Below are 20,073 nucleotides of genomic sequence, written 5' to 3'. Positions count from 1 at the left end.
ATTGAGGAAGAACAAATGACAAAGATTTTGCTGATCGAAGATGAGCAAGCAATTAGAGAGAATATCTTGGATCTGTTGCAAGAACAAAATTTTGAGGCTACAGCCGCAGAAAATGGCTTAAAAGGTATTGAGACTGCCAAAGAAATTAGGCCAGATTTGATTATTTGTGATGTGACAATGCCCGATCTAGATGGCTATAGCGTCTTACAGGCATTAAAAGGTGACTCAACTACAGCGATGATTCCTTTCATTTTTCTAACAGCTTTAGCTGATAAAGCCAATACTCGCAAGGGTATGGAATTGGGAGCTGACGATTATCTAACTAAGCCATGTCGCCCAGTTGAGTTACTGAAAGCAATTGAGACTCGATTGGAAAAACAAGCACTGATCGAGCAAAAACAAGCACAAAAAATGGAAGAATTGCGTAATAATATTACCTTTTCTCTTCCGCATGAGCTACGAACTCCATTGAATGGAATTCTGGGATTTTCAGAGATTTTACTTACGGAACTAAATCGGCCAGATCTGCTTGAAATTAGAGAAATGGTTGAGCATATTCACGTTTCTGGTCGTCGGTTATATCGATTAATACAAAACTTTTTGTTATATGCAGATCTAGAATTAATCGCTAACGTACCAGAGCGCATAAAAATGTTACGCAGCCACTATACAGAAAGCATTGATGCAATTATTGCAGAGCGAGCGATATACCAAGCAGAACAAGCACAGCGAAGCTCCGATTTGCACTTACAATTGCAAGATGGTCAAGTCAGGATGTCTGCTCAACGTCTGAATAAGTTGGTTGAAGAATTGGTGGACAATGCGTTCAAATTCTCTGAACCTGGAACGAAAGTGGATGTTGTCACTCAAGTGGACAAAAATTCCTTTATTTTATCTGTAAGCGATCGAGGGCGAGGGATGAAAGCCGAGCAAATTGCTAATTTGGGAGCTTATATGCAATTTGAACGCAAACTTTACGAACAACAAGGCTCTGGATTGGGGTTAGCGATCGCCAAGCATTTAGCCGAATTACATGGAGGCACTTTAACGATCGAGAGCGTACCCAATCAACAAACAACAGTTACAGTCATCCTGCCAAAGGACGACCCATATACTGAATCTAATAATTGAGCTAAAATAGATTGCGGTATAACTTCAAAAAATTTATGAAGTAAAATTTTTGAATAGCAAGCAATTTTGTGAGCGGTTCTCCTCGAAAAATAGATCGGCACGGGAGTTACTAGCTCATCTTGGTTTGCGTGCCACAAACGCCGTATGAGCTTTTGGCAGATGAAATTGACCGTAACTACGCATCTTTTCAACGCAGAAACCGACTTGACGGAGATCTTCGGCAATATCTGTTGATTTGTATAATCGCAGACGGTGTAGTTCGTCATCCCGTCTGTAGTGTTCGCCTAGCTTGCGAAAGGTAATAATTCGACGGTTTAAAGTTCTCTGTTCTCGATCTTCTTCCTTTTCGACGAGTACGATCCAATTCTCTCCTTCAATAAATCCCTTAGTTGAGTTTCCCGGCGTCACCTGTCCCGGTTCTGCAATGTCGAAAATGAAGACGCCTCCTGGTATTAACGCGCTATAGATGCGATCGAAAAGTTCGAGGTGGGTGTTATCCGCATCGAACAAGTAGTTGAGACATTCGCCGATCGAAGTAACCGCATTGCACGTCGGAATGTCAACTTTGAACAGCGACTCGACGCGAAATTCAGCATCCGGTACTCTTTGGCGAGCAATAGCAATCATTGATTCGGAGATATCGACTCCCAAAACGCGATAATCGGCTTTCGCGAGTTCTTGCGTCAACAACCCGCTTCCGCAACCCAAGTCCACTACTAAACCTTCTCCTATTTTACTTCTATGCAAGATTTCCAATATACCGGGAGCGGATTTGAGTGCGTAGTCACTGAACCCGACATCATGAATAAAGGCGAGGTCTTCTTTGTACCACTGTGTCATATTGCGATCGAACTAGAAGCTGGGGAAGACAAAAAACTAGGCCCTCAAAAAAGGCCATTTTCTGCCAAAAGGTAGGAAAAAATAGAAAAGGATTTATGCCGAGAGTGTTTTTGGTGACAATATTAAGTATGACGAAAATTGGCAATACTGGGAAGAGTGGAACTAACGGCTTATGGCACGAGGCGATCAAATTTATGCGATTCGACAGTTTCTCACGATTGAAGGCGTTTACCAGCATCACGGTATTGACTGCGGCGATGGAACTGTGATTCACTACCGCAAACCGAGCGCTACCATTGAACGTACTTCCATTGCTACGATGGCTCAAGGTTCAAAAATTTATGTAAAGCAGTACCAAACTTGTTTCATTCCCGATGTCGCGATCCGTCGTGCTGAAAGTCGTTTAGGCGAACAAAAATACAATTTGCTGTTTAACAATTGCGAACACTTTGCTACTTGGTGCAAGACTGGTGTTAGCTACAGCCAACAGGTGGTAGATTTTATTCCTATGTTGGCGAATATCAATATTGATAGTTTAGCCGAACCTGTAGGCCGATCGCTCAAAGAAGCCAAACAAGATGATGCTATCCAGTTAGTCGATCGAGCCCTCTCCCAAATTCGAGTTACTTGGGATACAATTCAACCTCAGTACACCCAAGAACTCAAGGAAATGGATGTTTGGCAACGAGTGGCGATACAGGCGCTCAAACAAAAGCGGGAAGACTTGGCACGGGCGGCACTTCAGAGAAAGCGGGAGTATAAACAACGTGCCGAGTCACATCAGGAAATGCTACAAAAGCTAGCGAAGATGACAGAAACGCTGCTCTTAAATCAGCAATCTTGGCAACAGGTTCAATAAAGCTATACATCATGAAAGAACAAAGCCTCGATCGATCGCCATCTTATCGATTAATTACTATTCCAATTAGCCATTACTGCGAGAAAGTCCGCTGGGCATTAGATTGGCTACAAATCCCTTACATTGAAGAACGCCACGTACCCCTTTTTCATCGACTGGCAACTCGTCCTTACGGTGGCAAAAGCGTTCCTGTTTTGGTAGCGCCAGAAAGTGCTTTAGTCGATTCTACAGATATTTTGCATTACTTGAATGGCAAAAGTGACGGCAGTCGGCAACTTTATCCAACGCAACATAATCTCCGCCAAGAAGTTGAAGAATGGGAAGAATTATTTGATAGCCAGCTTGGTGTTTCGGCGCGATGTTGGGCATATTTTTATCGCCTTAATGACCGGGAAGCAATGCGTCGAGGTTGGTGCGAAGGAACTCCCCAAATCGAAAAAATGGGATTTGCGATCGCGTTTCCCTTAATACGTCGCATCGTGCAAAAATCATTGAACGTTACAGCCGCTTCTGCTGCCACTTCCCTAGAAAAAATTAGAGATATTTTTGATAAAGTAAGTCAACGCTTATCTGATGGTCGTCCCTACTTAATTGGCGATAACTTTTCCGCAGCAGACTTGACTTTTGCCGCCCTATCCGCTCCCACTTTACTGCCTCCAGAATATCCTATGAAACTGCCTCAACTCGATGTGATTAAAAGTGAAATGGCAACAACAATCAAAGAACTAAGAGCAACTCCAGCAGGAGCTTATGCACTTCGCCTTTATCGAGAACATCGTCATTAAACATCTCCAAAAATTCTTGTGGGGTAGGCATCCTGCCTGCCCTTTGAGATTCTTTTAGAGGAGATGTTTATTAAACGTAGGGTGGGCATCGCCCACCAAATTGCCGATTAACCTTCTCCAAACTCAATGGTGGGCACTGCCCACCCTACAAATTATGTTGCAGTGTAGCAGTAGATCAGTTATTAGCTTGATGGAACATGAAGATGCGATCGCACTTCTCAGTATGGCCCCAAGAATCGTTCCCCATTAAAGTGAATGATATGAGTTGGTGCTTCAGCTATCCAAACTTCTGTTTCCCAAGAAATTTCGTTTAGGTATCTCGCCATGTCGCTACGGTGATTGAACGCGGTAACGAATACTAAGCCAGCTGTAGAATTATTAAATACTATTTGAAGCTCATTCCGACGCTTCGGGGTCACTGCACCATGACTTGTCACAGCTTCAATCAGCACTAACCAATTCTTTTGAACATAGTGAACTACAACATCCGGCATCTTCCCGTGCGCTTCAACAGTGACACCTAACGGTTTAAGTGATTCGCTGTCAAAGTAACCCCACTTATCGCCAGTATCGCCCACATAAATTAATTTTCCTCCTGGTGTAAACAAGGAGCAAAAATCGTTGATAATTTTTTCAATGAGCATATTCTGCCCACCGGGGGACAAAAAAATACTTTTTCCTGTTACTAGCGTTACGGGAATGCGTTGCATCTCTCTTTCTTGAGCATACCGCCTTTTTAGCGTCTCGATGGATGCCAAATAATTTCTCAGTTTTTCACTCCATTGATTCGTCTCGTAGCTACGAAACAACTCTAATGCGGTTGCTTCAATTTGATACACAGTTTTTGGACTGTTCGTCGGTCTTGAAGGTTTATCTGGATTGGGGATAAGAAAGCCAGCCTCTACAAATTGGTGAACAGTCTGGCGACGAATTGTTTCGCGGGTGTTCGGTGCATAGGTTTTTGCGTAATTTTGTGCAATAAATTCCATTATCGGAGTGATTCCTAGTAGATAATTACTGGCATCAGACCAAGGTGTATTAACATTCAAATTAAGTAAAGCTAGTAATGTGAGGGCAGACCGATCGTTTTGTTGTGCAGGTGGCAAACCGAGATCTCTAAGAATAGCCTTAGCTTCCTCAATCCTCTTCAGCACATCGATAGAATTAGGAGCATTAAAGTTCTCGGACATCGGTTTTAACCCCTCGTCGATGTGATTTACTATTTTTTCGGGCAGGGATCTCTACAATGTCAATTCCAAGGTCTAGAGATAGCTGTATGTATTGACTTTGTTGACAAATCTCCGATGGCAATCTTCTTTCACTACTATCTAAATACCTTTTTACACAACAAGCTAAAGCTTTCGCTAATATAGGTGGAACTGCATTACCAATCTGGTTGAACTGGCTATTTTCAGAACCTTGAAATTCAAACCAATCTGGGAAACTCTGAAGTCGCGCACCTTCTCTAACTGTCAGTCTTCGCCTGCGTCCGTCGGGTAAGCATATTCGCAGCATATCACCAGTCGCACCGCATAAATTACGACAAGTAACAGTTCTAGAAGGCGCATCGAGATGCAAATCTCTAGGTTTGATACATTTGGATGCTATCTCATATTTTTTGACATATTCATCCATGCTAGGAGTAAGAAATTTTGATTCTGGTGGGGCAGAAAATGCCATATTTCCTAATGCTTCCCCAGCAGTGTAGGGCGAGTTGATATGCGTTTTTACAGGCCATTTCCAACCGCCTTTGTGCGCGACGCAAAAAAGGCGTTCTCTTTTTTGCGGAACTCCATAATTGCCAGCATTTAAAATTTGCCATTCCACAACATATCCTAGTTCTTGCAAAGCAATAACAATTTCTTCAAAATATTCTTTATTGCGAAATAACATTCCCCGCACATTTTCAAATAAAGCAATTTCGGGACGATAGCGCTTAACCGCAGAAATAAAGGTTGGAAAGCCGTCGCGACTATCTTTTAATCCTAGTTGATGTCCACCTACGCTAAAAGGTTGACACGGTGGGCCTGCAATTATTACTGTTGCACTATCAACTAACTCTGATGATGGCGTCAAATTAATATTATAACATGAATTATGCAGATTGTGACTATAACTTAAGCAGGCGTCTTCTAATATTTCGTAGCCAACAGTTTTAAAACCTACGGCTTCAAAACCAAGGGCAAGTCCGCCGCAACCTGCAAACAAATCTATTACTAAAGGTTGATTGCGTTGCTTTGGAGAAAGTTTAAGTTCTTGATGAATAAATTCAAGATACGGGAGTTTATTTTGCATCTGGCGATATTTCAAATCTGCGATACTGCATGATAGTTACAGAAACGATCGGGATTAGTTTAGCAGCTATTTGAGTTAAGCCAAACTTCCATTTTAGCGATGATGGTAACTCTTGCCAAGCAACAGGTATAAAACCAAAACGTGTATAAAAATGCACCAATTTTTTACCTACACATTCTAGATAAAGCGGTTGGGTTGATTGTTGGATTAAATGTGTGACTAAGTAGCTACCCAAACCGCGATCGCGCCAAGCTGGTGCAACCACTAAACTACCTAGTTCTTGCGCTTCGGGAAAAGAGCGCAGTTGTCCGCAAGCTACTACAATGTTATCGCATTCAATAACCCAAAATTGTTGCCAGCGTAACTGGGTAGGATCGAGTTTCGCACTCAATACTAATTTGCGAATCGTCCAAATATCGCTGGCATTAGCTGGGCGGATAATACAACCAGGTGGTAGGGAATTAGAAGAAGTTTTCATGGCTTAACAGTCTCCAGCGACACGAAAATTGCAGATTTTAGATTGCAGATTTGAGATAGAAATCTGCAATCTAAAATTTAAATTTGGCAATTTTTCAACGAACATTATCGAGATTTCATGTCGGCGATCGCACTCCTAGCTACCCCAGCAATAGCTTGGTCTGTTGCCTTGGGTAAGTGATAGTATTTGCCACTAGCTGTCTTCGCCAATTCCTTTGCAAATCCAGTGGAAATAAACTTATTTTCGGTATCGATAACTAACAGTTGAATTCCCAAACCTCGAATTCGCGCCGCAATTTCCAACAGTTCATTTTTGATATCCGGTTTCTCTCCTTCTGGCAAAGGTTCGCCTAAAGAACGCGCTAGAGGAATGTTACCTCGACCGTCGGTAATCGCGACAATTACAACTTGACCGATATCGCCAGACATTTGTGCGTTTATCCCCACTCGCACCGCCTGAGTTAAACCGTGTGCTAAAGGAGAACCGCCACCACAAGGTAACAGTTCCAGACGGCGACGCGCTAATGCAATGGAACGAGTCGGAGGTAACAGCACATCGGCGCGTTCTCCACGGAAAGGTATCAACGATACTTGGTCGCGATTTTCGTAAGCTTCGGTCAACAGACTCATCACCGCACCTTTCGCTGATTGCATCCGGTTGAGCGCCATCGAGCCAGAGGCATCTACGACGAATACTACCAGAGAGCCGGCTTTACGTACCAATCTTTTCGATCGAATATCTCCTTCTTCGACAATTACTCGTCTGTTCGGGTAACGTTCCCGTCGCGCTTTTTGGTAAGGTGCAGCTGCGCGTAAAGTCGCATCGACGGCAATGCGTCGCACCCGCCCTTTTGGTAACATCGGTTTAACGTAGCGACCTCTATCTTCAGAAAAGATTTTGCTGCGAGTGCCTGATTTTCCGCGACGTTGCGCCATTTGTGCAAAGAAAAGCACGCTGGGGTCGAGAATTACTCCTTCGGGATCGAAAACAAATTCTTCCGGGATACTAGCTTGTTCTTGTTCCGGTTCTTGGGGATTTTCTTCTTCTTCTTGGTTATCTTGTTCTTCTTCGGATTGGTCTTCCGGCGGTGGTGGAGGTGGGGGTGGGGGTGGCTGTTGTTGTTGTTCCGGTGGCGTCTGCACAATTGTCGCTCTCGGAACTATAACCAGTTCCACTGCACGACGCAAATCTTCAGCTGTAACGTTGGTGCGTCCTTCTAACGCAGCAGCTGCTTTGGCAACTCGCACGGCGAATAATTCCGCTCTATGTCCCTGTACGCCTGCGCGAATGGCTTCTTCTACTAAATATGTGATTTGATCGTGGGTAATGCTAACTTCTTTCAGCCATTCTCTGGCTAAGACGATCTGCGTTTTGAGGTTGTCGATATCTTCGCTGTATTGTGCGAGGAAATCTTGGGGATTTCTGGAGTATTCTAGTGCTTGCTCTACTGCTTGCACTCGATCGTCTAATCCCAGTACGCCATCAGCTGAAAGGGTTATGGCAATGCGATCGAGTAAATGTTCTCGCAGCGTTCCTTCTTCAGGATTGTAAGTGGCAATGAACAGTGCTTTGCAAGGATGTTCGACGCTAATGCCTTCCCGTTCGATGAGGTTGCGTCCTTCGGATAATACTGTGAGCAGTTGGTTGGCAATTTGGTCATCTAGTAGGTTAATTTCATCTACGTAGAGTACGCCTCGATTTGCTGCTGCTAATAATCCCGGTTGAAATACCGAACTGCCGCTTTTGACTGATTCTTCCACATCGACCGAACCTAACAATCTGTCTTCTGTGACTCCCAAGGGAATTTGTACAAATGGTGCGGGAATAACTTCTGTCTCTGTTGTGGGGCGGGCATCTTGCCTGCCAAAAGACAGGCAGGATGCCTGTCCCACAAGAAGTTCATTGGGGTCGGCGTTGCAGAAAGAACCTTTGATGACTTCAATGGGTGGAATGAGTGCGTGCAAGGCGCGTGCCATAACGGATTTGGCTGTTCCGCGACGACCTGCGATCGCTACTCCCCCCAACCCCGGATCGACCGCCGCCAGCAGCAGCGCTAGTTTGATTGCTTCTTGACCGACGACGGCAGCTAGAGGAAATGTTATATTTGCCGTTGTGCTAATGAGGGCTGGCATAGTTTTGTGCTTTTTTAGTCCAGCTTTTCAGCATATCGCAGACTTTGCCTACCCAGCGCGGTTAATTTAACCTCCCCAACTTTGTCACACACAGGCGATCGTCTGTGGCAAAATTTATCTCAAAGAGAAATATAACCTAAACTTGTCTGATTTGATGGTTTTAAAGTGCTGCTTTCTTGGTTGACTCGGATGCGATCGCAAAGCTGCACGCTCGATAAATTTTTCTGGCCATCTTTGCAGCTATAAATTTCCAGTACAGCATTTGGCACTGCTTCAAAAAATAAGCGCTCTCCTGGAAAAATAACGCGCTCATACTTCAATTTGGCAATATTTTTTAAACGTATTATTTGAATCTGGTTACTCTCGTTTATATGAAAACAGAGAATGCGATCGGAGTTTTCTAAATTCTGGTTAAACTGTGTTTGCAGCATATCTGTTAATTGGCCTATTTTAAAATGTGTATTTTATCTTGTTAATGTTTAATATAACTCATAATTATTACCTCAATATCGGTCTGAGGAGTGACGATACTGTTAATTTAGCCTGTAGGCATAAATACAGTACCGCTTAACTACGCCCGCCCACAAACGTGGATTTGTCTTCTTCCAGACAAAGGAGATTCTTGAGGACAAAGAGGATTCTTTTGCCAAACCAACTACTTATCGCTACACCCTATGTCTTAGGAGAGGTTGATTTTTCCAATTTGCAATGATACAATCTAAAAAAATTTGAGTAAGTCAGCCTAATCCAGATTTTTAAACCTGGAGCGGAGGAACCACATTTTGGGGCGTATTTCTGCCTTTTTTAGTCAAAATTTGGCAGAAAAGGACATCTCTCAGTCCTAGCCCGTCAGCTAACTTCGTAGGCATTGAGAGGAGACTGAAGAGGCAGTTTTTTTTAATGTTCTGACCTCATCAGTGTCCCCGGCTGGTACTGCTCAGCATTCTTGTACCTGCTTCTGACACTTATGTCCATACAACTAAATTTGTCTGCGATCGCGGTTGTCGGACAGGCAGCCTGGAGACGCGCAAAACCGATCGTTCTCTGGTAAAGGCGACGATCGAAGCTTGCCAGTATTGCAGCAAACCGGAAAATCGCCCAGAAGTTGCCGAATTAATTACAGAGCGATCGTTTACCGGGGCTAAGCCAAAAAAAGGTGCGATCGATAAGTTTACCCGCCCTGCAATTGTTGGGGAATACAACTATGGTGGCTGCAGAAATGGGGATTCAATGTCCCGCAGGAGATGAAAAAGTCGAACCAGCTGAAGCGTTCATAGACAAAAAAGCATTCGATCCTAGCGATCCGGTAGGTTATCTCAACAGTTTTGAAATCCGAGCAAATGCACCGACTCGCTTTTTCATATCTTAACTTTGCTGCTCAAAATTGTGGCAGGTTTGGAAAAACCGACTTCTGGAACCGTGTGGTTAGATGGCAGAGAAATTCGCAAACCGGGAAGCGATCGCATGATGGTATTTCAACATTATGGACTGCTACCCTGGCTAACTGTGCGCGAAAATATTCGTTTAGCTGTTGATGAAGTCCTGGAAAGTGCTACCCGCGCCGAAAAAATTAGTATCGTGAACGAACACTTGGCGATGGTAAATTTAAATGCCGCAAGAGATAAATATCCGGATGAAATTTCTGGTGGGATGAAACAAAGAGTTGGCATTGCCAGAGCCTTGGCGATTCGACCGAAAATGTTACTGATGGACGAACCTTTCGGGGCGCTGGATGCGCTGACTCGCGGTAAATTACAGCGACAGGTTCTCAATATTTGGGAAAGTCACAAGCAAGCGGTAATGATGATTACCCACGATGTAGATGAGGCAATTTATATGTCCGATCGCATCGTATTGATGACGAACGGCCCTGCTGCTACAATAGGAGAGATTTTAGAGGTGCCTTTTCCCCATCCACGCAACCGTCAGGAAATCCGCGAAAGCAAAGAATATTTTGAACTCCGCAATCACGCCCTGAATTTCCTCGATCGGTATTTTACCCAGGACGAGTAGATTACACCATTATTTTGTTTAAAAGGGAGAAGCTTGTGAACATCAAGTCAATGTTAATGCGACTGCAAAGCTCATTAGGTCGAGAGGATTTATGCGATCGAATTGTATTGTTGCCCCAGCCAATAAAAACAGTTATTGCAGCAGATGAATCGTCAAATTCGCTCACTTTAGTTGTCGGCTATAACGGCTCTCCCAAAAGCCACGCGGCTTTAGATATCAGTCTTTTGATTGCTCATCAAACACGTTTGGCTACGAGTAAGCAAGTTACAGTTCAAGTTGTCTACGTTTTAGATCAAAATCAAACTAACGAGTGCCAGGATACCTTCAACAAATATTCAAACGATGCCATGTCGCTGGAGTTTTTATCAGCCTCTGCATCAAAATCAAGCACCCCTGTATTAACTCGCACCAAACTCAAAACATCAATAGATTCTTGCTCGCTCAAAGAAAGTTTTTCTGAATACCATTGCTTTGAGCAAGCGGAAAGTATTTTATGGCAAGCACGCTGTCTCGTTGAGGAATGGCGGGATGCTTTCGCAGCGCATCTTCGATTTGGTTCTGTTGCTACAGAACTGAGAAAAGTTGTGGAATCGAAATCGGCAGATATACTTGTTCTCGGCTGCAAATCGCCCAACGAGAAAATTGTGCAAAAACTAGGTTCTAATTTCCCCTGTGCGGTGTTAGGAATCCCCGACACTATTGATTAAGCAGTCATTGCTGCAAGCATTTGCTATAAAATTTTGTTATGTTGGAAATCCCTTGCCAACATGACAATTAACTAATGGTTTATAGCTAATGTTGATGTCTAACATCTTAACTGCAAATGTTGTTTTTTTATTACGCCACCTTTACGGGGGTGGCTTTTTTTTGTACGATGCGATCGAGTATCTAACTCAGTAGAGGAGTAGTTCGTGGAAAACTGGCAAGCTATTATCGCTACTTTAACCTTTGTGGGTGTAATTTTCTTAATCATGACTGAGTGGATACACCTAACGATCGCTGCCTTTTTAGGGGCATTGATATTGGTTTTCGCTCACGTTATGACTTTAACAGAAGCGATTGGATACATTGGCGACAGTTATACAACTCTGGCTTTATTCTTCGGAGTTATGGTACTTGTGCGGGCATTTGAGCCTACCAAAATATTTGAGTATTTAGCCACTAAAATGGTGCTGTGGACTAAAGGTAAAGGCTACCGCTTATTGCTAGCAATTGTCGGTCTTACCACTCCTATTTGTGCATTTTTACCAAACGCCACCACAGTGATGTTGTTAGCGCCTTTGATTCCTCCAGTAGCAGAAGAAATAGGTGTAGATTTTGTACCCTTAGTGATTTTGATGGTACTTGTTGCTAACAGTACTGGTCTATTAACATTAGTTGGCGATCCGGTTACATTTATTGTTGGCGATGCCATCAATATCAGCTTTACCGATTATCTGATGCGTTTGAGCTTGGGCGCAGTAGTGGCTTTGATGACAGTATTAGTTACCCTACCGTTTTTATTCCGCGACATTTGGCATAAAAAATTAGAAAATCTCGAACAACTGCCACACCCGCAACTGAATCATACCCGCATTTTGGCAGTCGGTGGCTTAATTGTAGCTTTTGTACTGGTATTTTTCGTCGTCGGCGAAATGCTGCCAATCCGTATTTCACCCGCTGCGGTGGCTTTATTGGGAGCGGCTTTAGCTTTACTTCTAGCTCACCATAGCAAAATTGATTCAATCAACAATATATTGCGGGATGTAGACTGGAGTACATTGATTTTTTTTATGTCAACTTTTGTACTGATCGGCGGACTTGAAAAAACAGGCGTATTTACAAGTGTATTGGGAGTATTGGCAGTTGTTTTGGGAAAAAATATTATCTTGGCTTCGATGGTTCTGCTTTTTTTAACGGGCGCATTATCCAGCGTAATTCCCAATATTCCGCTGGTAGTAGCAATGGTGCCATTACTCAAACAGTACGTGGTTAATGTAGGCTTGGTAAGTTCGGAAGTCCTATCCCCAAACTTTGAGGGGCAGTTTCCGCCAGAAGTCCTAACGCTGTTTTATGCCATGATGTTCGGCGCAACTTTAGGAGGAAACGGCACCCTCGTAGGTGCTTCTTCCAACATCGTAGCGGCAGGAATTTCCGAACTGCACGGACGCCGAATTTCCTTTAAAACTTTCCTGAAATACGGTTTACCTGTGATGACGCTGCAACTGATAACCGCAGCATATTATGTGATTGTTCGCTTTTTAATTTAGGGAAAGTTAGAAGCGGCGATTTCCATCAGCAGGAATACTTACTCTCCATCTCGATCTCAAGCGGCGGCTGAGAGGTCAGCCCCAATTTTCACCCGTCCTTTCAGTACTGCTCTCAGCAGTCTGTTGAGAGAACATCTGTCTTCTTCATCCAAGCTTTCATCAAGGATAGCTGCTAGGAGTCCGTAGCGATCGGCTACCGTAAGAACACCAGTATCGGTAACAGAGGCGAGAATTTCAGAAATTGCACCGGGAAGAAGATTTACTGGGGATATCATGGCAGTGGGCTGAACCCTACATATCTAATGTGCCGTGTTTTCCCCAAGGCAAGTGCGATCGCTTCGATAACTAACCTGTGAGAATTACTGCCTTTTTGAGTGATGGAGGCTATCCTATCTCAGTGATCTCAATTACAAAGCCAATGCCAAATGTCCAAACTGGGATGCCTTTATCGATCGGGTATGGGACATAGCGCACGGAGCGTGGGGCAATAATGCTCTCACTGGGTTTCTCCGTGTGCAATGTAACTCCCTATCCCTTTCTGCCAAATTGCAATTTGAGGCTTTTTTATACTTAATTCTGAAAATTTGTCAACTATGGAAAGCTAATGATGAAAAGGCCAATTCTTCTCAGCCTTCTGTATTTCGCTTGATTTTATCGGAAATTATTTGAGTTATATACCTAAAGTAGTTATCAGAGATAAAAATAAGTCTGTTATTGCACTTCTTAACAATTTTTAAAAAATGCGAAACATTCCGCCATAACACTTGATTTGAGGCGTTCGCCAATTTCAATACTGTTTTGAGAATCGGAAAGGCTATCATAACAAAAGCGGCAAATTGTCTTGATTTAGCATGAGTTACCATTCCGTGCCAAATAACTTTGACAAAAACTCAGACCCCAATCCCACTGCGCCTTACGGCGATCCTGATATGCGAAGATTTGCTGACCGTCTTGCTAAAACACTAGAACGGGATGCTTTAATTCAACAAACTACAGATGAACTGAGAGAGTTTCTGCAAGTCGATCGCGTCGTCTTATATTACTTTTATCGCCAGTGGAAAGGTCAAATTACCTTTGAATCTATAAGTGCTAAGCAGTTATCGATTTTAGGATCGACAGGCCCGGACGATTGTTTTGATGACGAATACGCACAGATGTATCTCGCCGGAAGGATGAGAGCGATCGCAGATATAGAATTAGATATCGTCAACCCTTGTCACCGAGATTATCTCCGCAGTATGCACGTTCGCGCTAATTTAGTAGCACCAATTCTCAATTCCGTCAGATTGTGGGGATTGTTAATTGCTCATCACTGCAAAGAAGCTCGTCCCTGGTCATCTGCGGATATTGAAGCAATCAGAAAAGGTGCAGAAACCTTAGCAAACGCTCCGGCAATCCGAAATAGCTGATTTGTAGAGACTGGTTATTTCTAGTCAATTATTCTAATTTGGACACGGTATCGTCAAATATTTTTTTATCCAAAGTTTTGATTATGCCGTGTTCAAAACCGCATATTTATAACAAAAAATATCCAAGTTAGTGAAGATAGAATAGAGTTTCTCCAAACTCGATATCACTATAGCGATCGTTAATAATATTTCTGCATTAAGCATCTTTATTTGCCTGGGTATTTGCTAGAAAAACGATTTCTCAACTTGGCGCACAAAAAAAACAGACTCCCTTCAAAAGAGTCGTTTTAATTGATGAGATTTAATTGGAGCGATCGCACAATTTTCATGGTAAAATTTAAGTGCGATCGCTCCAGCAACTTATCGGCGAAATTATCGGCAATAGCTCAGATAGGCTCCAGATACATAACCGCTAATTGGGCCAGTAACTCTTACCCAACCGTTGGAGCTATAACCGCTAATTCTGACACGAGTTCCGTTGTATAATTTGCCGACAATACGTCCACCTGGAACTCGGCGGACATTCAGCCGACCGCCATTTGTACTAACTCGGCGACAGTAGCCAGCGCTAGCAACTCGATATCCACTTCCACCATAATATGTTGTTACTGTGCGCTCATAACTGACGCTGCGAGCTACTATTGTACTGGCACTCGCCGCAGAGGGAAAACTAAACCCAGTCATACCTACAGACAACAAGGCCATGACAGCCATAGATTTTAATGTTTTGATCAGTTTCATGTGGCAAAATCCTTCTCTTCGCAAAAGAAAAAATTGAAAAATCAACTTCGCTTACCTTTCCAGAGCCTACTAATTCAAAACAGGAAATTTTGGAAAAAATTTTAGTTTTTGCTAATCTTGTTTGAGGAACCTGATTTCCACAAGACCGCTGCGTAAGCTCTTGTTTGTATTCTCGGAAATCAGAAGCAGGTTCGGCAGTACCCTCTCCGGGTACTTTTCTCTACACAGAAATGGCTGATAATATTAAATCCACGATTTTTACCCCTTTTTAAAAGAACCGCTCTTGATGCGATAGCGTTTGCGCGAATAAGGAAGAAAGAAGAAAAAGGGGGTAATCAACTCGGATTTGGTATAAATTGTTGGGTTTGGCTTCTCTCAACCCAACCTACAAAGTATGCTAAAAAAAACCCGATTTCTTTAAGAAACCTGAATAACTTGCTTCCTAGTTCCAGTACAAAATCCGGTACGGAAGTAGGGAATGGCCCACCACCGGCCACTTTTTTGTCTAATGCAACTCCTTTTTGAATGAGCGATCGAACATTCTGCTTTGGCTCTAAGATGTACTTACTCAGCACTTTTGCACTTAGCAACTCAGCACTTTTGCACTTTATGGCGAGTCCTCGCGTTCTCTCTGGCGTCCAACCAACCGGCAATCTTCACCTGGGTAACTACTTAGGAGCAATTCGTAACTGGGTGGAAAATCAAAGCCAGTATGACAATTATTTCTGCGTGGTCGATTTGCACGCAATTACCGCACCCCACGACCCAGCCACATTAGCAGAAAATACATATAAAATCGCCGCTTTGTATCTAGCTTGCGGCATAGATTTGCAATATTCCACCATTTTCGTGCAATCCCACGTCTCGGCGCACAGCGAATTAGCATGGCTGCTCAATTGCATTACGCCGATTAACTGGTTGGAAGATATGATCCAGTTTAAGGAAAAAGCTGTTAAGCAGGGAGAAAATGTCAACACCGGTTTACTCGACTACCCGGTGCTGATGGCGGCGGATATCTTACTCTACCAAGCGGATAAAGTACCGGTAGGCGAAGATCAAAAGCAACACCTGGAACTCACCCGCGATATCGCCAATCGGTTTAATCATCAATTCGGTAACGGGAAAAAAATACTAAAATTGCCAGAGATGCTCACTCGACCGGAAGGGGCGCGAGTGATGAGTCTGACCGATGGAAGTCGCAAAATGTCCAAATCTGACCCTTCCGACCAAAGTCGGATTAATCTGCTGGATACACCGGAGGAAATTCAATACAAGATTAAACGCTGCAAGACTGACTCAGTTCGGGGTTTGAGTTTCGACGACCCGGAAAGACCGGAAGCACGTAATTTGCTGACTTTGTATTTGATCCTTTCTGGAAAAACGAAGGAAGAAGTAGCGGCGGAATGTGCGGATATGGGTTGGGGACAATTCAAGCCGTTATTGACAGAAACGACAATTAATGCTCTCAAACCGATTCAAGAAAAGTATTATGGAGTGATGAACGAGAAAGGTTATCTGGAATCGGTGTTGCGCGAAGGACGAGAAAAGGCGGAAGCGATCGCTAACGATACTCTAGCGCAAGTCAAAGCCGCACTCGGTTTTTCTACACCGTTGTAATACTGGACGCAAGCATAAAGGATGATGGATAAAGGATGAAGGCTAAATTTCGTAGTTCTTCCTTCATCCATCAGACTCATGTTCAGCATCCAAAACCCAGCAACCTTGACTTCCTTTCGCGCCGCCGTCCAGGGCGGTGAATTTTTAATCACCGCAGAAGTCGCGCCACCTAAAGGAGGCGACCCCACCCATATGATCGAAATGGCGCAACTCCTGAAAGGGAGAGTTCATGCTATCAATATTACCGATGGCAGTAGAGCGGTGTTGCGGATGTGTCCCTTGGTGGCGTCGGTTATTTTACTGCAATACGGAATTGAGCCAATTTGTCAAGTAGCTTGTCGCGATCGCAACCGCATCGGATTGCAAGCTGACCTGATGGGAGCCCATGCGATCGGCATTCGCAATATTCTAGCCCTGACTGGCGATCCCGTCAAAGCGGGAGATCATCCCGACTGCAAAGCTGTCTTCGATTTGGAATCTGTGCGTCTGCTGCAACTGATAGACAAAATGAATAATGGTTTTGATTGGAACGATAAACCCCTCACCGATGGCGCTACAGATTTATTTGTCGGTGCGGCGGTTGACCCGCAATCACCCAGTTGGTCGGGATTGCAAAGTCGATTTGAGCGCAAGTTACAAGCTGGGGCGCAATTTTTCCAAAGTCAGCTGATTTCGGATTTCGATCGCTTGGAAAAATTTATGAGTCAAATTGCGGCTGGTAGCAATAAACCGATTTTGGCGGGGATTTTTCTGCTCAAATCCGCCAAAAACGCCGAATTTATCAATCGGTGCGTTCCTGGGGTAAATATTCCGCAACAGATTATCGATCGTTTGGCAAGTGCAAAAGATCCGTTAGAGGAAGGGATGAAAATTGCCGCCGAACAAGTCAAGCTAGCCAGTCAAATTTGTCAAGGCGTTCATTTGATGGCGGTCAAGCGCGAAGACCTAATTCCCCAAATTCTCGATATGGCTGGAATTCCACCTATTCAGACCGCTTGATATCCGAAGTTCAGTTTCGCGAACTGGCCTAAAGGTCGATCGAGCCATAATTGAGAAGCCACCCTGTTACTAATAAATAGTAGAGGGTGGCTCCCAAATTAATTCATCAGTATCTACTTAAGTGGAGCTGATCCGAATTGAACGGATGTCCGCGACGGGTATTTACTTTCCGCTCCTTCACAGGCTTAGCCCATCTGACCCTTTGGGCGGGAACCATCCATTATCCCGGATGACAGGATGCAGTGGTTGAATCTTAGCTAGCAATCAACCAGAGAAACCTTGCTAGAGCATCCGTTGGGGTTTGTCTGTAGCCCTTAACGGAGTCAGACTACAGACGCTCGAACCTTGTTATTGGTTATTAAGCAGCAACAGTGGCAGCTTTACGAGCAAAAGGAACGATGTTGTTCGCATTTACTTTTTTTTGAGCCTTTGATTAGCGAGAGGAGACTCACTCTCGGCCTGTATCACGGGGCAGCTTTCGCCGACACGTCGAAACCTTTACAGCCCCATGTCTTACATTTCCTATTATAGTTGGCTATTTTGAGTTTGTGTGGTGAGTTTGTCTGTGGGAGCTAAAGGTAGCCGACACTATAATCGGTACTCCGATTTAGTGTTGGGAGTATGTCACCATCCGTTGAGTTATCGCATTTGCCTAGAAACCAATTTTTCAAAGTCTGCTTGAGTTTGCTGCAACAATTGCTCTCGGCTATCTGCCGCTTGGGTGAGATTGGGTACTAAGTTACGTGCTTGTAACGCCATATGAAGCTGAAGGTGTGCCACGTACTCGCTGAAATCTTCACGACATGAATGCGAGGAGCGATTTAAATCGAGTTGCAATGTGTTCTCCATCCCTGTTTCTGCGCCGTTTTCAAACATCGGTCAACATCAATAGACGTTATCACGGAGTTATGACCAAGTTTTGACTTTGTAATTAAGTTTAATCTTTGCGCGGGTATATGTTAAGAGATGTTAACTTAATATACTAGCCCTTTTAAAGTTGTTGAGGTTAATGTAGAAATTGGGGAGGCTGCGGTTTCAGATGCTATATAAGCCCATTCGCCCCAGTGATTATACCTCGACGGCACAGCAGGGCAATCGGAGTTATGATTCTGTTCGGTGGCGATCCGCATGGCGATTTTAGGCCATTTATCAGGGCGGTTGAGATTTATGCTCCACAAGCTGCAATTTTGCTTGGCGATTTGGATTTGGAGCGATCGCTTGATGAGGAACTTTCCGCCATACTGGACAAAACGGAGGTTTGGTTTATCCCCGGCAATCACGACTGCGATCGCGATTGTTGGTACGATAATTTGTTTGGGTCAAAATTGGGCGATCGCAACCTGCACAACCGCGTCGTCGAGATTGATGGCAAGCGCATAGCCGGATTGGGTGGCATCTTCCGCGAAAAGATTTGGAGACCGCCTATGAAACCGAGATTTCGCAGTCGCAAAGACTTATTACATTATTGCCGAAAAGAGGAACGCTGGCGCGGCGATATTCCCCGCAAACATCATGCCAGCATATTTTGGCAAGAGTACGAGGCACTTTGGGAGAAGCGAGCGGATATACTGGTAACTCATGAGGCTCCTTCTTGCCATCGCTACGGTTTCAGGGAATTAGATGAGTTGGCGGAAGCGCTGGGAGTCAAAAAAGTATTTCACGGTCATCACCACGAACAGTATAGCGCCACAATATGCAGAGGCAAAATTGCCGTGTATGGGGTTGCTAAAGCTGGAGTGAGCGATGAATATGGAAATGTGTTGATACCGGGGAAGCGAGATAAGCAATATCGCGATAATTTAGCTTGATCGCGCTTATCATCAATCCCGTTGCCGGGATTCTGTTGATTGAAAGTTATCCGAAGACACAAGCGAAGTTACGGAACCGATGTTTCAATCCCGTTGCCGGGATTCTGTTAATTGAAAGCTCCAATCAGGAACAAGGTGCGATCGCAGTCGTTCCGTTTCAATCCCGTTGCCGGGATTCTGTTAATTGAAAGCTTGCAGTTTGTTATAGATAAATCAGCAGAAGAAACTAAAGTTTCAATCCCGTTGCCGGGATTCTGTTAATTGAAAGTCTAGATTCAGATGGTACATTTTGCAGATTTGGTTGTTTCAATCCCGTTGCCGGGATTCTGTTAATTGAAAGAATTTCCTCGTGCAACTAGGATATGATGCGGATGGAGTTTCAATCCCGTTGCCGGGATTCTGTTAATTGAAAGTTTGTGGCATGGCGGCATTGTTAGCAGGAACGGTGCAAGTTTCAATCCCGTTGCCGGGATTCTGTTAATTGAAAGGCTATGTTGAAGAATTGATTGGTTGTTTCGTTGCTAGTTTCAATCCCGTTGCCGGGATTCTGTTAATTGAAAGAAAAAGTTTCTTTCCTACTGGAGTTTAGACTAACCGCGCTTTAGGGCGCGGTTAGTCTAAACTCCTATACAAGGCAAAATAGCTCAGCTTTTAGCTGAGTAAAAAAAGATTGATTTAATCAGGATTTAAGAGAAAAATAAGTTAGCTTTTTGAGTT

21 protein-coding genes, 1 other RNA gene, 1 CRISPR repeat array and 1 riboswitch are annotated in these 20,073 nt (G+C 43.9%); of the genes, 11 read left to right on the top strand and 11 right to left on the bottom strand.

The genetic code is table 11. From position 1 onward, the window contains the following. The first annotated feature begins 15 nt into the window (after window positions 1-15). Window positions 16-1,131 (top strand): response regulator, encoded by a 1,116-nt coding sequence (locus ACE1CD_RS07230; protein ID WP_374822790.1) that lies wholly within the window; start codon window positions 16-18, stop codon window positions 1,129-1,131. Window positions 1,132-1,245: 114 nt separating this feature from the next. Here ACE1CD_RS07230 and ACE1CD_RS07225 read toward each other — a convergent pair whose 3' ends face one another. Further along, complete coding sequence (locus tag ACE1CD_RS07225) at window positions 1,246-1,971, bottom strand: class I SAM-dependent methyltransferase (protein WP_374822787.1); 726 nt, start codon at window positions 1,969-1,971, stop codon at window positions 1,246-1,248. 172 nt (window positions 1,972-2,143) lie between these two features. Between ACE1CD_RS07225 and ACE1CD_RS07220 the strand changes: the two genes are divergently transcribed. Both ACE1CD_RS07220 and ACE1CD_RS07215 read left to right on the top strand, forming a co-directional pair. Beyond that, a complete protein-coding gene (locus ACE1CD_RS07220) occupies window positions 2,144-2,830 on the top strand; it encodes a lecithin retinol acyltransferase family protein (RefSeq protein ID WP_374822784.1) in 687 nt (228 codons plus the stop codon). Between the two features lie 11 nt (window positions 2,831-2,841). Further along, window positions 2,842-3,615 carry a glutathione S-transferase family protein gene (locus tag ACE1CD_RS07215; protein ID WP_374822781.1) on the top strand — a complete coding sequence of 258 codons (774 nt, stop codon included), beginning with the start codon at window positions 2,842-2,844 and terminating at the stop codon, window positions 3,613-3,615. Between the two features lie 218 nt (window positions 3,616-3,833). Here the strand turns inward: ACE1CD_RS07215 and ACE1CD_RS07210 are convergent, their stop codons facing one another. The 6 genes from ACE1CD_RS07210 to ACE1CD_RS07185 form a co-directional block, all read right to left on the bottom strand. After that, window positions 3,834-4,805, bottom strand: coding sequence for a BsuBI/PstI family type II restriction endonuclease (locus tag ACE1CD_RS07210; RefSeq protein WP_374822778.1), 972 nt, complete (start codon window positions 4,803-4,805; stop codon window positions 3,834-3,836). Next, on the bottom strand, window positions 4,789-5,910 hold the full coding sequence (locus ACE1CD_RS07205) for a DNA cytosine methyltransferase (protein ID WP_374822775.1): 1,122 nt from the start codon (window positions 5,908-5,910) through the stop codon (window positions 4,789-4,791). Before ACE1CD_RS07205 ends, ACE1CD_RS07210 begins: the two co-directional genes overlap by 17 nt. Beyond that, window positions 5,900-6,388, bottom strand: a complete 489-nt coding sequence (locus ACE1CD_RS07200) for a GNAT family N-acetyltransferase (protein ID WP_374822772.1) — start codon at window positions 6,386-6,388, stop codon at window positions 5,900-5,902. Before ACE1CD_RS07200 ends, ACE1CD_RS07205 begins: the two co-directional genes overlap by 11 nt. A 104-nt stretch (window positions 6,389-6,492) precedes the next feature. Beyond that, window positions 6,493-8,520 (bottom strand): magnesium chelatase ATPase subunit D, encoded by a 2,028-nt coding sequence (gene bchD, locus ACE1CD_RS07195; RefSeq protein WP_374822769.1) that lies wholly within the window; start codon window positions 8,518-8,520, stop codon window positions 6,493-6,495. Window positions 8,521-8,639: 119 nt separating this feature from the next. Beyond that, the gene (locus ACE1CD_RS07190) at window positions 8,640-8,951 is read right to left on the bottom strand and encodes a DUF1830 domain-containing protein (protein WP_374822767.1); all 312 of its coding nucleotides are present in this window, start codon (window positions 8,949-8,951) and stop codon (window positions 8,640-8,642) included. Between the two features lie 298 nt (window positions 8,952-9,249). After that, a riboswitch (cyclic di-AMP (ydaO/yuaA leader) is annotated at window positions 9,250-9,403 on the top strand. A gap of 82 nt (window positions 9,404-9,485) precedes the next feature. Beyond that, window positions 9,486-9,722 carry a hypothetical protein gene (locus ACE1CD_RS07185; protein WP_374822764.1) on the bottom strand — a complete coding sequence of 79 codons (237 nt, stop codon included), beginning with the start codon at window positions 9,720-9,722 and terminating at the stop codon, window positions 9,486-9,488. A 2-nt stretch (window positions 9,723-9,724) separates the two neighbouring features. Between ACE1CD_RS07185 and ACE1CD_RS07180 the strand changes: the two genes are divergently transcribed. From ACE1CD_RS07180 to ACE1CD_RS07165, 4 genes are all read left to right on the top strand, one after another. Next, window positions 9,725-9,889, top strand: a complete 165-nt coding sequence (locus ACE1CD_RS07180) for a hypothetical protein (RefSeq protein ID WP_374822761.1) — start codon at window positions 9,725-9,727, stop codon at window positions 9,887-9,889. A 2-nt stretch (window positions 9,890-9,891) separates the two neighbouring features. Then, a complete protein-coding gene (locus tag ACE1CD_RS07175; protein WP_374822758.1) occupies window positions 9,892-10,533 on the top strand; it encodes a nitrate ABC transporter ATP-binding protein in 642 nt (213 codons plus the stop codon). A gap of 35 nt (window positions 10,534-10,568) precedes the next feature. Next, window positions 10,569-11,240: a universal stress protein gene (locus ACE1CD_RS07170; RefSeq protein WP_374822755.1), complete on the top strand. Its 672-nt coding sequence runs from the start codon at window positions 10,569-10,571 to the stop codon at window positions 11,238-11,240. A 204-nt stretch (window positions 11,241-11,444) separates the two neighbouring features. Further along, window positions 11,445-12,782 carry an SLC13 family permease gene (locus tag ACE1CD_RS07165; protein WP_374822752.1) on the top strand — a complete coding sequence of 446 codons (1,338 nt, stop codon included), beginning with the start codon at window positions 11,445-11,447 and terminating at the stop codon, window positions 12,780-12,782. A 56-nt stretch (window positions 12,783-12,838) separates the two neighbouring features. Here the strand turns inward: ACE1CD_RS07165 and ACE1CD_RS07160 are convergent, their stop codons facing one another. Further along, window positions 12,839-13,054, bottom strand: coding sequence for a hypothetical protein (locus ACE1CD_RS07160; RefSeq protein WP_374794504.1), 216 nt, complete (start codon window positions 13,052-13,054; stop codon window positions 12,839-12,841). A 579-nt stretch (window positions 13,055-13,633) separates the two neighbouring features. On the opposite strand from ACE1CD_RS07160, the gene ACE1CD_RS07155 reads away from it, so the two are divergent. Next, on the top strand, window positions 13,634-14,191 hold the full coding sequence (locus ACE1CD_RS07155) for a GAF domain-containing protein (RefSeq protein ID WP_374794461.1): 558 nt from the start codon (window positions 13,634-13,636) through the stop codon (window positions 14,189-14,191). 372 nt (window positions 14,192-14,563) lie between these two features. Here the strand turns inward: ACE1CD_RS07155 and ACE1CD_RS07150 are convergent, their stop codons facing one another. Continuing rightward, window positions 14,564-14,932 carry an SH3 domain-containing protein gene (locus ACE1CD_RS07150; RefSeq protein WP_374794460.1) on the bottom strand — a complete coding sequence of 123 codons (369 nt, stop codon included), beginning with the start codon at window positions 14,930-14,932 and terminating at the stop codon, window positions 14,564-14,566. Between the two features lie 609 nt (window positions 14,933-15,541). Here ACE1CD_RS07150 and trpS point away from each other — a divergent pair. Then, window positions 15,542-16,549 carry a tryptophan--tRNA ligase gene (gene trpS, locus ACE1CD_RS07145; RefSeq protein ID WP_374794503.1) on the top strand — a complete coding sequence of 336 codons (1,008 nt, stop codon included), beginning with the start codon at window positions 15,542-15,544 and terminating at the stop codon, window positions 16,547-16,549. 105 nt (window positions 16,550-16,654) lie between these two features. Further along, window positions 16,655-17,548 carry a methylenetetrahydrofolate reductase gene (locus tag ACE1CD_RS07140; protein WP_374822839.1) on the top strand — a complete coding sequence of 298 codons (894 nt, stop codon included), beginning with the start codon at window positions 16,655-16,657 and terminating at the stop codon, window positions 17,546-17,548. 119 nt (window positions 17,549-17,667) lie between these two features. Here ACE1CD_RS07140 and ssrA read toward each other — a convergent pair. Together ssrA and ACE1CD_RS07130 are read right to left on the bottom strand one after the other, a co-directional pair. Next, window positions 17,668-18,056, bottom strand: a transfer-messenger RNA (tmRNA) gene (gene ssrA / locus ACE1CD_RS07135). 131 nt (window positions 18,057-18,187) lie between these two features. Next, on the bottom strand, window positions 18,188-18,397 hold the full coding sequence (locus ACE1CD_RS07130) for a hypothetical protein (RefSeq protein ID WP_374794501.1): 210 nt from the start codon (window positions 18,395-18,397) through the stop codon (window positions 18,188-18,190). Window positions 18,398-18,651: 254 nt separating this feature from the next. Here ACE1CD_RS07130 and ACE1CD_RS07125 point away from each other — a divergent pair, with 254 nt between their 5' ends. Next, window positions 18,652-19,356, top strand: a complete 705-nt coding sequence (locus ACE1CD_RS07125) for a metallophosphoesterase (RefSeq protein ID WP_374822749.1) — start codon at window positions 18,652-18,654, stop codon at window positions 19,354-19,356. Between the two features lie 9 nt (window positions 19,357-19,365). Then, window positions 19,366-19,917: a CRISPR direct-repeat array (repeat unit 37 nt; unit sequence GTTTCAATCCCGTTGCCGGGATTCTGTTAATTGAAAG). Between the last annotated feature and the right edge of the window lie 156 nt (window positions 19,918-20,073).

The organism is Aerosakkonema sp. BLCC-F183, assembly GCF_041929145.1.
GTDB lineage: Bacteria > Cyanobacteriota > Cyanobacteriia > Cyanobacteriales > Aerosakkonemataceae > Aerosakkonema.
This window is presented reverse-complemented; position numbering and strand designations above follow the sequence as displayed.

Bases quoted from the DNA above. Each gene is read 5' to 3' on its own strand.
- ACE1CD_RS07200 (WP_374822772.1), bottom strand. From the start codon at position 6,388: ATGAAAACTTCTTCTAATTCCCTACCACCTGGTTGTATTATCCGCCCA.
- ACE1CD_RS07230 (WP_374822790.1), top strand. From the start codon at position 16: ATGACAAAGATTTTGCTGATCGAAGATGAGCAAGCAATTAGAGAGAAT.
- ACE1CD_RS07220 (WP_374822784.1), top strand. From the start codon at position 2,144: ATGGCACGAGGCGATCAAATTTATGCGATTCGACAGTTTCTCACGATT.
- ACE1CD_RS07205 (WP_374822775.1), bottom strand. From the start codon at position 5,910: ATGCAAAATAAACTCCCGTATCTTGAATTTATTCATCAAGAACTTAAA.
- ACE1CD_RS07180 (WP_374822761.1), top strand. From the start codon at position 9,725: ATGGTGGCTGCAGAAATGGGGATTCAATGTCCCGCAGGAGATGAAAAA.
- bchD (WP_374822769.1), bottom strand. From the start codon at position 8,520: ATGCCAGCCCTCATTAGCACAACGGCAAATATAACATTTCCTCTAGCT.
- ACE1CD_RS07190 (WP_374822767.1), bottom strand. From the start codon at position 8,951: ATGCTGCAAACACAGTTTAACCAGAATTTAGAAAACTCCGATCGCATT.
- ACE1CD_RS07130 (WP_374794501.1), bottom strand. From the start codon at position 18,397: ATGGAGAACACATTGCAACTCGATTTAAATCGCTCCTCGCATTCATGT.
- ACE1CD_RS07125 (WP_374822749.1), top strand. From the start codon at position 18,652: ATGATTCTGTTCGGTGGCGATCCGCATGGCGATTTTAGGCCATTTATC.
- ACE1CD_RS07210 (WP_374822778.1), bottom strand. From the start codon at position 4,805: ATGTCCGAGAACTTTAATGCTCCTAATTCTATCGATGTGCTGAAGAGG.
- ACE1CD_RS07150 (WP_374794460.1), bottom strand. From the start codon at position 14,932: ATGAAACTGATCAAAACATTAAAATCTATGGCTGTCATGGCCTTGTTG.
- ACE1CD_RS07215 (WP_374822781.1), top strand. From the start codon at position 2,842: ATGAAAGAACAAAGCCTCGATCGATCGCCATCTTATCGATTAATTACT.
- ACE1CD_RS07225 (WP_374822787.1), bottom strand. From the start codon at position 1,971: ATGACACAGTGGTACAAAGAAGACCTCGCCTTTATTCATGATGTCGGG.
- trpS (WP_374794503.1), top strand. From the start codon at position 15,542: ATGGCGAGTCCTCGCGTTCTCTCTGGCGTCCAACCAACCGGCAATCTT.
- ACE1CD_RS07155 (WP_374794461.1), top strand. From the start codon at position 13,634: ATGAGTTACCATTCCGTGCCAAATAACTTTGACAAAAACTCAGACCCC.